Raw genomic sequence first — 14,521 nt, 5'->3', positions numbered from 1 at the left:
CACCACCCCCGTGACCAAACGGCGTCTTTTGCGCGACCCGATCGGCATCACAAAAAGAACAGAAAACAACAAAACAACCCATAGTTCCCAAGGGCATCTGGCCGTATCCGGCCACCTGAGTCACACATGACACTTGTAGGTGTTGTGGCTCTTGAGGCGCTTCGTACTGTTACGGAACCACTACACACGCCTGCCGGAACGGGCCCCGGCCCCGCCCCGTACCGGTGGCCGCAGAACGGAGGGGAACCCCCGTGCCCCGAGCACGCACCACCATCCGAACGGCCTCGGTGGCCACCGCCACCGGACTGGCCCTCTCCCTGACGGCGGTCCTCCCGGCCGCCGCCGGCCCGGCAGGCGAAGCCTCCCCCGGCTACCCCGTCAACCAAGCCGCGTTGGCCCCCTTCTCCGACCAGGAGCTCGTGTGGGCACCGTGCACGGAGCAGGAGCTCGCGGCCGAAGGCCTGGCACTGGAGTGCGCGGACTTCGAGGTCCCCCTCGACTACGCCGAACCCGACGGGGACCGGCTCACCATCGCCGTGAGCCGTGCCGCCGCCACCGAACCGGAGGAGCGCCTGGGCGTCCTCCTGCTCAACCCGGGCGGCCCCGGGGTCCCGGCCCGGGTCATGCCGCGGGACCAGGCTGGTACGCCCCTGCACGAGGTGTACGACCTCATCGGGATGGACCCGCGCGGCACTGGGGCCTCCAGCCGCCTCGACTGCGGGGCCGAGCTCCCCGACATCGTCTCCCGGCCCACGGACGCCGAGATCAGTGCGCACACACGCGCGACGATCCGCTACACCCGCGCGTGCGACGCCGCCGAGGGCCACCGGTTCCCGCACATGACCTCGGCCAACACCGCCCGTGACATGGAGGTCCTGCGTACCGCCATGGGTGAGGAGCAGATCAACTACCTGGGCTACTCCTACGGCACCTACCTGGGCGCGGTGTACGGGAGCCTGTTCCCCGAGCGACTCAACCGCAGCGTCCTGGACTCGGCCGTTCACCCGGACGAGATCTGGCGCGACCTCTTCATGGGGCAGGGTCCCGCCGGCACAGCCAACCTGGAGCGCTACACCGCATGGCTCACCGAGCACGACGACGTGTTCGGGTTCGGCAGCAGCCATGAGGAGATCGTCGCTCTCTTCGACGAGACCTCGGCACGGTACCGGGAGGAGCCCCTGGAGGAGCCTTTCCCCGGGTTCGGACCGGTCGACGGCGCGCGCTTCGACTCACTGGTCTTCTGGTACGCCCGCAACCAGGGCCACTGGGACATGAGCTCCTGGGTGCTCCAGGTCCTGGTCACCGGTGAGCCGGTACCGGAGGCGGCCGCCCTGCCAGACGGCGAGGCGACCGCCGAGGAGAACCAGGAGAGCCCCGCGGAACCGGATCCGTGGGAGGAGGACCCGGCCTTCGCCATGGGCACCGACCTGTTCTCGGCCATCGTCTGTGAAGCCGAGTGGCCGGACCGGATCAGTCAGTACCACGCACAGGCCCGCGCGTACGGCGACGACCACCCGTACAGCTCCGGGGCGCTCTGGGCCGCCCCTCAGGCGTGCACCTTCACTCGGAACCCGCCGACCGAGCCCGCGGTCGAACTGGGTCGGGACGGCTATCCCGAAGCCCTGGTCATCGCGGCCGACCTCGACGCCAACACCCACTACGCGGGCGGACCGGCCCTGGCCGAACGGCTGGACAGTCCGCTGCTCACCGTCGTGGACGAGGGCGGGCACAGGTTCGCCTTCATGCCTGACCAGTTCACCGGGGAACTCGGCTATCCCTGTGTGAACGAGGTCGTGGCGGCCTACCTGATCGACGGCGAGGTACCCGGCGACAAGGAGTGCGCGGGGATCCCCCGCTCCGCGGAGCCGCTTACCCCCCACGCGGGCAACGCCCCGACCGCACTCGCGCCAGAGGTCACCGACCCCCTGGAACAGGTGTTCGCGGGCCCGCTGGGGAGCGGGAACCGCGCCGGACCGTGAGGCCGGGTCCTGAAGGTCAGCCGGTAGGCACCCGGTGGCGGGACCATGACCGAACGGCCCGCGCCATCCGATGGCGCGGGCCGTTCACGTTCCAGGGGGTACCGCCGGGCGGACCGGCGGCGGCTACAGCCGCGAGTCCTCCAGGGTGCCGGTGGACTGGCTGCCGTCCATGTGCCCGACCAGGCACAGGTAGTCGCGGCTGCCCTGCTCCCAGCCCTCCTCGGTGGGCCACAGCGAGGTCTGGTAGAGGGCCGAGGTCGCGTACGGGGAGCCGACGAAGTCCTCGAAGGCGTCGACGCAGCCCTCGTCGACCATGTCGGAGAGCTCGTCCTCACCCGGGTAGTCACCGCTCTCGTCGACCACGCCCTCGTAGTAGACCTCGAAGTCGTGCGGCTCGTCGCAGTCCACGATGGGGACGCTGCTGACCGTGTCGTCGTAGTCGGTGGTCCACTCGTTGAGGCAGTCGCCGACGGCCAGGATCATCACGTCCTGCTCCTCGGGCTCCACCTCGACCGGCTCCTCGGTCTCGAAGGGCTCGGGCTCCTCCGTCTCGACCGGCTCCTCGGTCTCCGTGGGCTCGGCCGCGGGGCCGGGGTCCTCCGTACTGTCGGTGAAGGCGGGGGGAAGCAGGGGCAGTCCGCACGCCGAGAGGGACAGTGCGGCACCGGCGGCCACAGTCGCCAGGGCGATACGGCCGAGCAGGGGGTGACGCGCTTCGGACAACATGACGGCTCCACGGGATCGTTGGTCTCCCACCGACCCGGAAGAGTGAATCGGCGTTACTTATCCAGACGCGTCCGGACAGCAGAAGGTTTCGCCCGGTTCGCGAACCGGCCCCGGCCGGGCCGGGAAACAGCACTGGTCGGTGCCCGACAGGGCCCCGCAAGGGTTTCGGGCGGGGTGGGGCCGGTCCGCTCGGGTCGGGGTCAGCGCTTGCTGCCCTCTAGGCTGCCGGTGACGGTCTCGCCGCCGGTCACGACGTAGCAGAGCGTCTCGCGGTCGTCCAGGAGGTCCCAGGTCTCGGCGGTCGGCTGGAAGGCGCCGACGTAGAGCTCGGAGTCCATGTAGTCGATGCCGACGAACTTCTCGAAGGCGCTGCCCGTGCAGATGTCGTCCAGGGATTTCTCCAGGGCGGCGTCGCCCGGGAAGTCGCCGTCGGGCAGTTCCTCGGAGTAGAAGATCTCGGAGTCGTGCGGCTCGGCGCAGTCGACCAGCGGGACGTCGCTGACCTCCTCGTCCTGAGCCGTGAAGCCGCCGAACACGTCCTGCTCGTTGAAGCAGTCGCCGACCCCGAGTTCCATGACGTTGCCGGCCCCGAGGAGCGAGGTGACCAGGCCGCAGGCGGAGAGGCTCACGGCCGCGCCCGCGGCGAGCAGCGTGAGGGAGGTGTTGCGCAGAGCAGGGGAAAGGAGGGCAGGGGTGGGGGAGGACATGGAGGGACTCCGGGTTCTTCGGGAAGGGGAGACCGCCTCTCGGGGAGGCGGGCAGAAGAAGCATTCACCAGCGGGTACGCGGTGTCAATGGGATTCGGGGAGGACCGCACCGTGCGGGAATGGTGAAACGAGAACGGCCCCGGTCGGTGGACGTGGCGTCCTCCGACCAGGGCCGTCGTACTGCTGTGCGCCATCAGGGACTCGAACCCCGGACCCGCTGATTAAGAGTCAGCTGCTCTGACCAACTGAGCTAATGGCGCCTGTTCTCGCTGTGAGCCCTGCGGCTCTGTGCGGCAACGGAGTTAACTCTACCGGAACTTCTGAGCTCCCCGAGCCAGGAAGGGCGCGATGTGCGCCACGCCACGCGGGACGCCCGCATGAACGGGGGTCGGACGGGGCAACGGCTGCCCTGGCATTCCCCTCGGGCGGCGCTCCGGGCGGGGTTCCCCGAGGCGCTCCGGAGGCCCCGGCCCCGGGGCACAGCCCGAACACACGAGAACGGCCCCGGTCGGTGGACGTGGTGTCCTCCGACCGGGGCCGTCGTACCGCTGTGCGTCATCAGGGACTCGAACCCCGGACCCGCTGATTAAGAGTCAGCTGCTCTGACCAACTGAGCTAATGACGCCTGTTCTCGCTGTGAGCCCTGCGGCTCTGTGCGGCAACGGAGTTAACTCTAGCAGGACCGTGAGGTGGTCGCGAACCGGTTTCGGAGCCGGCCGGGGGTCGGCCCCATCACATCGCGGCCCTCGCCCCTCGGGCTCTTTCGAACCTGACGGGCGCGGTCCGGGCGGCCTGCTCCGGCTTAGGAGAAGGCCATGACCAGGGCGATGATGATGCCGATGGTCAGGACGACACCGACGCCCGCCAGCACCAGCGGCAGGATCGGGCGGCGCGGAGCCTCCTCGGGCTCGGGGTTGTCGTCGACGAACCGGCGGAAGTGCTGCGTGGTTCCCGCCGGGTCCGGGTCGAGATTGGGATCGTTGTTCTGCGTCATGGAGCTGACACTAGCGACTCATGAGACCGCTGAGCACCCCCTGGGGCAGATCTGGTCGATCTCACAACTCTCCATTGGGCTAGCCGGAACCCGGACTTTTCGAAAACCCCTCGTGAGCGCTGTTGTGGCTGATGTGACTGCTGTGACTCCGCTTTCCCGGGCCGAGAATTTTCTCTGCCTGAAAGCCGCCCGTAAGACCGACCGCGAAGACTCAGGAGCGGGGTTCGGAGCCCGGTCGGTACTTCCCCGCGGCCGTGCCCGGCCCCAAGGGCCCGGCGCGCAGCACGGCGGCCATCCGGGCCGTGGGCGAGACGCCGTGCGCCGGGTCCGCCCGTTCCACCAGCCGGACCAGCTCCGCGGCGGGGCGCTCCGGATGGGCGTCCAACCAGGCCACCGCCATCCGCAGCGCCAGGGGAAGACCACCGGCCAGCTCGGCGATCCGCCGCAGCGTGTCCGGTGGGCAGCGGCCGGACCCCAGCAGGGAGCGCAACAGGGCGACCGCGTGCTCCCGCGGCAGGGCGTCCACCGGGACGGCCCGCAGCCCGTCCCGGACCAGGAGGTCGGTCAGCCAGTGACGGCTGGCCACCACCGCCGAGCTCCCCGGGGTACCCGGGAGCAGGGGCCGCACCTGGTGGGCGGTGGCGGCGTTGTCGAGTACGAGCAGCACCCGGCGCCCCGCCATCAGGGAGCGCACCCGGGCGGCGGCCTCGTCGGCTTCGGTGAAACCGCGGTCCGGTTCCGTCGAGTCGGGGTTACCGGTGTTCAGGTGGCCCGGGCCGAGGCGCCCGAGGTTCGAGTGCCCGACGTTGAGGCTTCCGGGGTCGGCGGTCCCCGCGGACAGGGAGCGGACGAGGCGGCCCAGGACGTCCGCGGGGTGGAGGGGGCCACCGTCGGAGCCGCGCAGGTTGACGTAGAGCTGGCCGTCGGGGAAGTGGGCGGCCACCGAGTGCGCCCAGCGCACGGCCAGGGCGCTGCTGCCCGCCCCGGCAGCGCCCCGGACCAGGACGCTGCCGGGCACCGGGGAACAGGGGTCGACGAGGCGGTCGATCTCGGCCAGGGCGTCGGCGCGGCCGACCAGGGCACGGGGGGCCGCGGGGAGTTCGGCCGGGATGAGGCAGGCGGCGGGATCGGTGGCGGGCCCGGCGGCGGGATCGGGTCCGCGCCGGGCGGCGCAGCGCCTGGTGTCGGGGTGGGCGCGCTGACGGGGCACAGCCGCTCCTGAACCGGTGGTTCCCGGATCGGGGGTTCCCGGTTCCGGGGTTGTCGATCGGAGGGCCACCGGCGGGGCGGCACCCCGCAGGGCCGCCCCGGGCCAGACGACGCCCTCCGCTCGGGAGCGCAGACCGAGCCTGGAGTCGAGGTCACCGCGCAGGACTCCGTGGAAGGTCTCCTGGAGTTCGCGGCCGGGGTCGGCGCCCAGGCGTTCGGCGAGCACGGAGCGGGCCCTGGCGTAGACCCGTAGGGCCTCGCTCTGGCGTCCGGCCCGGTAGAGGGCGATCATCTGGACCCGGATGAGGGGTTCGCGTTCGGGGTGGTCCGCCGCGATGGGGCCGATGCTGGCGGCGACGCGTTCGTGCTCGCCCCGGGCCAAGGCTGCGTCGAACCCCCGTTCGGCCACTCGCAGAAGCTCCTCGTTCAGGCGCGGCACGTCCTGTGTGTGCAGCAGCGGCGCGGCGACGTCGGCCAGGACCGGGCCGCGCCACAGGCGCAGGGCTTGGGACAGGAGGTCGGCGTGGGTGTCGGTCTCCCCGCGGGCGGCGGCCAGGTCCGCCCGGCCGACCAGGGCGCGCAAGAGCAGGAGATCGGAACGGTGCTGCTCCAGGTCGATCCGGTAGCCGCCGTCGGCGCCCTGGATGAGCGGGGCGCCCAGTTGCTGTTCGAAGAGGGCGCGGACCCGGGCGATGTGGACCTGGAGTGCGCCCCGGGCGGCCTGGCCCGGCGTGTCCCAGACGCGGGCGATGAGGTCGTAGGTGGGCACGACCCGGCCGGTGTTGAGCAACAGGGTGGCCAGGAGGGCGCGGCGGCGGTCCCCGCGCACGCTCAGCGGGACACCGTCGACCTGGATCCCGAAGCGACCCAGGAGACTGACGTAGAGTCCCTGGGAAGCGGGTTCCAGCCGAGCGGGTTCGACGGGTTCGGGTTCTGCGGGTTCGGGTTCTACGGTCGCCTCGTCCCGTGTTCCCGGCGGGTCGAGCAGCGACACGGATTCATCCCCCCTGTGAGGCCGACACGGATGTGTTCGGGTGCCGACGTGTCGCCTCCCTCCCAGGGTGCCGCCTGAGCTGGGATCACGCAATCAGAAGAGGGCCACTTGCCGCACGGGCCGTCCCTTGAAATCCTTGAATCTCCCGGTTTTTCCCGTCAGTGCGTTGACTCAGCACCACGACCGAAAGAAACTTTCCTCCATGGCGCAAATTCCGAAGTCGTCTGGTGACCGTGCGAACCGGGGTGACGTTTCCTCGTCACCGGTCCCGACGACGGTCCTCCGGATCAGGTCGCTGCTCCCTTCCCTGGCCCCCGCCGAACAGCGCGTGGCCCAACGGGTCGTGGACGACCCCGAACGCGCCGCGGCCTCCTCCATCACGCAGCTCGCCAAGGACTGCGCGACCTCCGAGGCCACCGTCATCCGGTTCTGCCGCACCATCGACTTCAGCGGCTACCGCGAGCTGCGGCTGGCCCTGGCCACCGAGGCCGGGCAGGCGCGGGGGGCGCGCGCCGACTCCGCGGAGCTGGCCAGTGACATCAACCCCGACGACACCCTCGTCACCGTCGTCCAGAAGATCGCCTACACCGACGCCCGCGCGGTGGAGGAGACCGGCGCGGCCATGGACGTGGAGGTCCTGCGCTCGGTCATCGACACGATGTCGAACGCGCGGCGGATCGACGTGTACGGGGTGGGCGCGAGCGCCTTCGTCGGCGCCGACCTCCAGCAGAAGCTGCACCGGATCGGGCTGACGTCGTTCGCGTGGTCGGACGCGCACGTGATGCTGACCAGCGCGGCCCTGCTGGAGGAGGGTGACGTGGCGATCGGGATCTCGCACAGCGGCACCACCATAGACACCGTGCAGGCACTGACCGAGGCGGGCCGCAGGGGCGCGCGGACGGTGGCGATCACCAACTTCCCCCGGTCCCCCATCGGTTTCGCCGACCACGTGCTCACCACGGCGGCGCGGGAGACCCTGTTCCGCTCGGGTGCCACGGCCTCCAGGCTGGCCCAGCTGACGGTGGTGGACTGCCTGTTCGTGGGGCTCGCGCAGATCCGGTACACGGACAGCATGAGCGCTTTGGAGACCACCTACGAGGCGGTGCGGGGGCTGCGGCTCAGCGACGACCGCAGACGTCGGCGGGGCGGTCCACCCACCACCGAAGACGACGACTGACCCGCTACCCGCGTCGGTTCCGTGGTTGGGCCCTTCCGGGCGCGGCCCGGCGCGGCCGGACGGAAGGACAAGCACGGGTGCGGACCGAACAGGAGAGCGCGGTGCACGGCGGCACGGAACAGAACCCGCAGGACCGGGAACCGGACGGACGGGGGCCCGGCAGCGGGCCGGTTCGAGGAGCGGACAGCGGGTCCGGCGGCACTGACGCCGTGATCGTGCGTGCGCCCACCGAGGCCCGCAACTCGGGTACCCACGACATCGACATGCTCCCGGCGTTGGACATCCTGCGGCAGATCAACGCCGAGGACGCCACCGTCGCGGCGGCCGTGGGCGCGGTGCTGCCGGAGCTGGCCCGCGCGGTGGAGCTGGGGGTGGCGGCACTGGAGGGGGGCGCGGCCATCCACTACTTCGGGGCGGGGACCTCGGGGCGGATCGCCGCGCAGGACGCCGCGGAACTGCCGCCGACCTACGGAGTGCCCGCGGAGTGGGTGGTGGCCCACCACGCGGGCGGCGGCGAGGCGCTGGTGCGCGCCGTGGAGGGGATCGAGGACGACTGGGAGTCCGGTCGGATCGACGCGTCCGGGGTGGCCCCCGGTTCCCTGGTGGTCGGCCTGGCGGCCAGCGGGCGGACCCCCTACGTGGGCGGTGCCCTGGAGGCGGCCCGTAAGCGGTCGGCCGCCACGGTGTTGATCAGCGCGAACCCGGACGCCCCGCTGGCCGGGGGCGCCGACGTGCACGTGGGCGTGTCCACGGGCGCCGAGGTGATCGCCGGGTCCACCCGGATGAAGGCGGGCACCGCGCAGAAGCTCCTGCTCAACGCGTTCTCGACCGCGGTGATGGTGCGGATGGGGCGGACCTACTCGAACCTGATGGTGGGTGTGGACGCCACCAACGGCAAGCTTCGCGGGCGAGTGGTGACCATCCTGGTGGAGGCCACCGGCCTGGACGAGCAGACGTGCGCCGAGGCGTTGACGGCGGCCGAAGGCGACACCCGGACGGCGCTGGTGTCGCTGCTGGCCGAGGTGGACGCGGCCACGGCGGCGCGGGCCCTGGAGAAGGGCCGCGGCCGGGTGCGCGCGGCCCTGACCGCGCTGGGCCTGCCGGGCCAGGAGGCCCCGGGGGTCCGGGGCGCGCCCGGAGTTTGAGGCAGGCGCGATTGAGGGCGGCTGGGGTTGGGGGCGGCTGGGGTTGGGGGCGGCTGGGGTTGGGGGCGGCTGGGGTCGAGATCAGCACTGCGCGGGCGGAACCGGTGGCTCCCCCGTACCGGAGTGAGGACCACGGTTACGGCTCGCCCGCGCCAGCGGCTTCACTCCGGGTCGTGGACGGCCCGGCCGTGGACAGCGGCCAGCCCCGCCCCGGGCGTTCTCCGGGGCGGGCGGCTGTCGCTTCGCGGACGGGGGTCAGGCGTCCAGGGCGGCGGGGATCAGGCCCAGGGGCGGGGAGCCGAGCTCCAGGAGGGCGCGGTGGAAGCGGGGCAGGGAGAACTCACTGCCCCACTGCTCCCTGGCGCGTTCGCGTAGCGCCATGATCTCCAGCTTCCCCCAGGTGTAGCGGCCGTAGGTGGGGTCGAACGTGGCACGCCTGGCCTCGGAGAGGGCCGCCGGACCCTGGAGCGGGGTGTCCTCGCTGAAGCGGGCCGCCGCCTCCTCCACGGTCATCGTGCCGGTGTGCATGCCGATGGCCACGGACAGCCGGGTGACGCGGATGAGCGCCTCCAGCCACACGCCGATCTCGAAGTGGTCGGCGGTCCAGTCCGGGTCTCCGAGCCGCTCGGCCGCGTACGCGCCGAAGCCCTCCTCCAGGCACATCTCCTCGGCGTAGTGCGCCCAGCCCTCGGCGAAGGTCATGGAGTGCAGGGCCCGCCGGACCTCACTGGGGGCGCGGCGCAGGGCACGCCCGTGCGAGAAGTGGCCGGGCGCGACCTCGTGGACGCTGACCGCCGGGAGGGTCGTGTGGCTGAACTGCTCCAGCCACTCGGCGGCCTCCGCCTCGGACAGCTCCGAGTCGGGCGGGGTGATGTAGTAGAAGGACGGGTTGTCCTGCTCCCAGGGCCCGGACCAGGCCATCATCGCGGTGGCCCAGCGCAGCGCGGGCGGGGGCACGTCCACTCGGCACTCGCCGTCGCCGTAGGGGGCCAGCCCGCGTTCCTCGGTGAAGTCGAGGGCGATCCGCGTCCAGGTGCGGGCGGCGCCGAGGACCCCGTCGGTGTCGGGGTGCTGTCGGGTGAGTTCGCGGCTGAACTCCATCGGGTCACGCCCCGGAGCCAGCCGCTCGGTGGCCTCGGCGAGCTTGGCGCGCAAGCGGTCGCGTTCGGCGTCGGCGCGTGCGGCCAGGGCGTCGAGGTCCACCTCCATGGCCTCGCCGGTACCCATCAGACGGCTCAGCGCCTCAGTGCCCAGCGCGGCGCTGTCCGGGCCGTGTTCGGCGGCGTGTTCGACGTGGGACAGCAGCCGTGCGTGGGCGGCCAGGGCCTCGCGGCGCACGTCCTCGGGGACGCTGTCCGGGATGCCTTCGGCCAGCCCTCGGACCGCGCCCAGGAGGGACTGCGCGATGGGCGCCGGGAGGCGGTCCAGCGCGGCGATCGCGTTGTCGGCCAGACCCGGCCAGAGCCGCAGGTGTGCGGTGCGGGCGGCGTCTCGCTCGGCTTCGGAAGCGTACTCGCGGTCGTAGCCGGACAGGTCCATCTCACCGGCGTGGTAGAGCGGGTTGGCGCGGTGCCACTGGAGTTCGCCCAGCTCGTAGCGGAGGGCGTTCTCGAAGGCGGAGAGGTGGGCCTCGTCGTGGGGATCGGCCAGGGGTCGGCCGCCCAGCTTCGCCAGGGCGGCGCTCACCCCCTTCGGGGAGAGGTCGGCGGCCCGGCCGTCGTACTCGTGCATCCCGGCGCCTTCTCGCATGCCGCCGGGCATGAGGTCGGCGATCGCGCGCAGCCGCGGGGAGAGTTCGTCATTGTGTGCCCGTGCAGAACCTTGAGACTGCGCGGAGCTGTGCGGCTGTGCGGGAGTGTGTGACTGTGCAGGCATGCGCAGACTCTAACCTTGGACAGCCGCACCGGAAGAAAGGTTTTCGCGCGTATGCTCCCCCAGCCCAGCCGTTTTCTTCGTACCTCGTGGTCGCGGGATCCCTTCGCCCTCAGTTCGTACTCGTACCTGCCGCCGAACCCGCTCGGAGCCCGCGTGCGCGCGCACCTTGCCGAGTCGGTGGGCGGGCGGGTGCACTTCGCCGGGGAGGCGACCTCGGCCCAGGCGCCCGCCACCACCACCGGAGCCCTGTTGAGCGGGCGCCGGGCCGCCCGGGAGATCCTGGAGACCGCCCGGGAGGGGCAGAGCGTCACCGTGGTGGGGGCGGGGTTCGCGGGGCTGGCCTGTGCCCGCAAGCTCGTGAAGGCGGGGCTGCGCGTGACCGTGCTGGAGGCGCGGGAGCGGGTCGGCGGCCGGGCCTGGACCACGTGGGTGGACGGTATGCCGGCTGAGCTGGGCGCCTCCTGGATCCACGGGCACAAGGGCAACAAGATGACCAAGGTGCTGCGGCGCTCCGGCGGCCGGGCGCTGCCGTTCGACTACGACAACGCCGCCGGGCGGGACCGGGCGGCGCTGCGTGAGCTGGGACGGCTCACCAAGGACATGGACGACCGGCCCGACGCCGACACCGCTCCCATCTCGTCGGTGCTGCCGCCGGCCCCCTCGCCCGCGCTGCGCTCGGCGGCCAACATGGTCTACGCGCAGGAGTACGGGGCCGAGCCGCACCAGCTGTCCATCACCGCCGACGAGGAGGGCGTGGGCGGACGCGGCGGCGACCTGCTACTGCCCGACGGCTACGACCGGCTGGTGGAACAGGTCCGCGACGGTCTGCCCGTGCGCACCGGCGCGGTCGTGACCGGGGTCGGGTACGACGCCGCGGGGACCGCGGTCCGGCTGCGGGACGGGGAGGAGGTCCACGGCGACCACTGCGTGGTCACGCTGCCGCTGGGAGTGCTCAAGTCCGGGTCGGTGACCTTCACCCCCGAGCTGCCCGAGGAGAAGCGGGCTGCCGTCGACACCCTCGGCGCGGGCCTGCTCGACAAGCTCTGGCTCTGGTTCCCCGAGGTGTTCTGGGCGGCCGGCGCCGACGTCATCGAGTGGTCGGACCCCGAGGACCCGGGTCTGTGGTCCTACTGGGTCAACGGGTACAAGGCGTTCGGCCGGCCGGTGCTGCTCGGTTTCAACGGCGGGGACCAGGCCCACCGGGTCGCGGGGCTGACCGACGAGCAGACCGTGGACAGCGCGATGTCCGCGCTCCGCCGTATGCACGCGTGAGTTCCGGGCACCGGTTCCGGGCATTGCTCGGAACTCCGGCCGGTTTCCGGTCGTCTCCCCTGATGTGACGACCTCTGAATCCCACAAGCCCGACGGTGACACCGCGCCCGAGAACGGCGCCGCCGAGAACAGCCCCGGGGCGCTGCCGCGACGGCGCCGTCTGTTGGCCCTGCTGGCCGTGTCCGCCCTGATCCTGGCGTGTGTGCCGTTCGTGTGGATGCTGGCCTCCACCGGCGACCAGCGCCACACCGCCGAGACGGTGCCCGACCGGCCGGTGGCGATCGTCCTGGGGGCGGGGGTGCGCCCGGACGGCCTGCCCAGCTATCTGCTGGCCCAGCGCCTGGACCTGGCGGTGGAGCTGTATGAGGCCGGAAGCGTCCAGGCGGTGCTGGTCACCGGGGACAACGGGGTCGAGCACTACAACGAGACCGACACCATGCGCGACTACCTGGTGGACGCGGGTATCCCGCAGGACCGGGTGGTCGGTGACCACGCCGGGTTCTCCACGTGGGACTCGTGCGCCCGCGCCAGAGAGGTGTTCGGGGTGGAGGAGGCCACGGTCCTCACCCAGGAGTTCCACCTGCCGCGCGCGGTGCGGCTGTGCCGGGCGGCGGGGATCGACACGGTCGGGGTGGGCGGTTCCAGCATGGGCGAACGCGCCTTCGCCACCGTCTACGGGTGGGCCCGCGAGGTCCCGGCGTCGGTTCGGGCGCTGGGCACCGTGGTGTTCCAGCCCGACCCCAGGTTCCTGGGCGACTACGAGACCGGCGTGGACGACGCCCTGGCCGCGCACGCCGGAGAGGAAGGCCGCTGACCCTCCCGACACCCACCATGGTGAACCAGTAGATCTTGCTACCGGTAGCAAGTTCGGCGCCTCGGGTTTCGGTGGTACTGCGCTCCTGGTAGCAAGGTCATCGCTGGAAACGCACCCGCGCCCGCGCCCGCCAAGGACTGGGCCGGGTGCGGGTGCGGACGGGTCAGCGGCCCCCGCCGAAGAGGCGGCCGAACAGGCTGGTGGGCGCCTGCGACTGCTGCGGGGCGGCGGATTCGGCGGCCTCGGGGGCCTCCTCGGCCTCCGGCTCGGACTCCACGCCGACCAGGGCGCAGAACTCCTCCATGTCGTCCGGCAGCGCCCAGGCGCGCAGGGTCGCGGTGAACTCCTCGTCCTCCCACGCCGAGGCCGGGAGTTCGGCGATGGTCCACAGGACCTTCAGCGTCTCCTCCTCGTACTCGGCCTGGGCGTGCTCCTCGGCCGTGTAGCCCTTGGAGCGGGGGCCCAGGACGATCTCCAGGGCCGCACCGGTGACCAGGGCGCGCGACTCGTCCTCGCCCTTGATCAGACCGGGCAGGATGTCCAGGCGCAGTCGGCGGGCGCGGTCCCCGGCGCGGCCCAGCGCCAGGAAGCCCAGGACCTGCGGGGAGCGGTTGCCGCAGTGCGGCCACGACTCGTTGAACAGACCCTCGTAGCCCACCGAGGTCCCGCCGCCGCGGCCGATCCGGCGCAGCCCCTCGCGCGGGGTGTTCTCGCCGTGGATCAGGACCAGCGCCACCGAGGCGGCGAAGGAGTTGTAGAGGTTACCGCTGGCCATCTGATGGGTCAGGCCGACGGTGGTGTCGATGTCCGCGGGGTCGGCGACCAGGCCGAGGGCGAACAGCTCCGCGGGCAGCGGTTCACCGCTGTCCAGGCCCTGGGTCATCATCTCGCGCATCGAGGTCGGGGCCTTGGGCGTGGGGCGCAGGTCCTTGGCGAGCAGCATCTGCGAGGCACCGGTGATCTCGGAGGAGATGCGCTCGGCCTCGCCGGACAGGAAGCCCAGCAGGTAGCTGACCCACTCCCCGGCACGGTCCAGGCCGCCCCGGTTGGCGCCGCCCTTGAGCAGGGTGACCAGGTCCGGGACCCGGGCCAGGACGGCCTCGTAGGTGTCCAGTTCGGCCTGCAGGAGCTCGGCGCCGTCGTCGGCCTCCAGCACGGCGAGCCGGTTGCGCATTCGGTGGAAGTGCTGCTCGTCGGGGGCCTCCTCCATCCAGGTGCGGTACTGCGCCCGGACCTTGTCCGCGTCGTTGGAGACGGCCCAGGCCACCTCGTCGCGCCACTGGCCGAGGTCCCGGGCTTGCGGGAAGCGGTCCTCGGCGTGCGCGCTGACCAGCTCGAGGAGGAGGCTCAGCGGGCGCCAGCGGTCGGTGGGCGGGGTCTCCTCGGCGATCGCGATGTCGACCAGGCGGTCCACGGCCTCGGGGGCGGCCCGGTGACCGGGGGCGGGGAAGTGGATGATGTCGTGGAGGTCGGACAGGGCGCTGTCACTGGCGGCGACCTGCGCGAGCAGCTCGGGGATGCGCTCGCCGCCGTCGGGGGCCAGCGCGGCCCAGTCCACCGCCTCCGCGCTCTCCACGTTCTCCGTGTTGTCGTTTTCTTCGTTTCCCGTGGTCGCGTTCATAGGCCCGA

At 72.0% G+C, this 14,521-nt stretch carries 11 protein-coding genes and 2 tRNA genes; 5 read left to right on the top strand and 8 right to left on the bottom strand.

The window, feature by feature from the left end:
* Positions 1-251: 251 nt before the first annotated feature.
* Positions 252-1,979 (top strand): alpha/beta fold hydrolase, encoded by a 1,728-nt coding sequence (locus HNR07_RS33325; RefSeq protein ID WP_184370794.1) that lies wholly within the window; start codon positions 252-254, stop codon positions 1,977-1,979.
* 123 nt (positions 1,980-2,102) lie between these two features.
* Here the strand turns inward: HNR07_RS33325 and HNR07_RS33320 are convergent, their stop codons facing one another.
* From HNR07_RS33320 to HNR07_RS35770, 6 genes are all read right to left on the bottom strand, one after another.
* Positions 2,103-2,705 carry a septum formation family protein gene (locus HNR07_RS33320; protein WP_184370791.1) on the bottom strand — a complete coding sequence of 201 codons (603 nt, stop codon included), beginning with the start codon at positions 2,703-2,705 and terminating at the stop codon, positions 2,103-2,105.
* A gap of 200 nt (positions 2,706-2,905) precedes the next feature.
* The gene (locus HNR07_RS33315; RefSeq protein WP_184370788.1) at positions 2,906-3,412 is read right to left on the bottom strand and encodes a septum formation family protein; all 507 of its coding nucleotides are present in this window, start codon (positions 3,410-3,412) and stop codon (positions 2,906-2,908) included.
* Positions 3,413-3,598: 186 nt separating this feature from the next.
* Positions 3,599-3,672: transfer RNA gene (locus HNR07_RS33310), tRNA-Lys, on the bottom strand.
* A gap of 291 nt (positions 3,673-3,963) precedes the next feature.
* Positions 3,964-4,037 (bottom strand) — tRNA-Lys (locus HNR07_RS33305).
* Between the two features lie 177 nt (positions 4,038-4,214).
* Positions 4,215-4,406, bottom strand: coding sequence for a hypothetical protein (locus HNR07_RS33300; RefSeq protein WP_017581955.1), 192 nt, complete (start codon positions 4,404-4,406; stop codon positions 4,215-4,217).
* Positions 4,407-4,617: 211 nt separating this feature from the next.
* Positions 4,618-6,609, bottom strand: a complete 1,992-nt coding sequence (locus HNR07_RS35770; protein WP_184370786.1) for an AfsR/SARP family transcriptional regulator — start codon at positions 6,607-6,609, stop codon at positions 4,618-4,620.
* 202 nt (positions 6,610-6,811) lie between these two features.
* Between HNR07_RS35770 and HNR07_RS33290 the strand changes: the two genes are divergently transcribed.
* Entirely contained in the window at positions 6,812-7,786 is a 975-nt protein-coding gene (locus HNR07_RS33290; RefSeq protein ID WP_184370783.1) for a MurR/RpiR family transcriptional regulator, read from the top strand.
* Between the two features lie 77 nt (positions 7,787-7,863).
* Positions 7,864-8,931, top strand: coding sequence for an N-acetylmuramic acid 6-phosphate etherase (locus HNR07_RS33285; RefSeq protein ID WP_184370780.1), 1,068 nt, complete (start codon positions 7,864-7,866; stop codon positions 8,929-8,931).
* 255 nt (positions 8,932-9,186) lie between these two features.
* Here HNR07_RS33285 and HNR07_RS33280 read toward each other — a convergent pair whose 3' ends face one another.
* Positions 9,187-10,692 carry a DUF885 family protein gene (locus tag HNR07_RS33280; RefSeq protein ID WP_184373048.1) on the bottom strand — a complete coding sequence of 502 codons (1,506 nt, stop codon included), beginning with the start codon at positions 10,690-10,692 and terminating at the stop codon, positions 9,187-9,189.
* A gap of 165 nt (positions 10,693-10,857) precedes the next feature.
* On the opposite strand from HNR07_RS33280, the gene HNR07_RS33275 reads away from it, so the two are divergent.
* Positions 10,858-12,078 (top strand): flavin monoamine oxidase family protein, encoded by a 1,221-nt coding sequence (locus HNR07_RS33275; RefSeq protein ID WP_184370777.1) that lies wholly within the window; start codon positions 10,858-10,860, stop codon positions 12,076-12,078.
* A 64-nt stretch (positions 12,079-12,142) separates the two neighbouring features.
* Positions 12,143-12,892 carry a SanA/YdcF family protein gene (locus HNR07_RS33270; protein WP_184370774.1) on the top strand — a complete coding sequence of 250 codons (750 nt, stop codon included), beginning with the start codon at positions 12,143-12,145 and terminating at the stop codon, positions 12,890-12,892.
* 163 nt (positions 12,893-13,055) lie between these two features.
* On the opposite strand, the gene HNR07_RS33265 is transcribed toward HNR07_RS33270, so the two are convergent.
* Positions 13,056-14,513 carry a hypothetical protein gene (locus HNR07_RS33265; RefSeq protein WP_184370771.1) on the bottom strand — a complete coding sequence of 486 codons (1,458 nt, stop codon included), beginning with the start codon at positions 14,511-14,513 and terminating at the stop codon, positions 13,056-13,058.
* Positions 14,514-14,521 lie beyond the last annotated feature (8 nt).

The organism is Nocardiopsis metallicus, from assembly GCF_014201115.1.
Taxonomy (GTDB): Bacteria; Actinomycetota; Actinomycetes; order Streptosporangiales; family Streptosporangiaceae; genus Nocardiopsis; species Nocardiopsis metallicus.
Note: the sequence above shows the minus strand (reverse complement) of the source record. Positions and strands in the feature narration are given on the sequence as shown.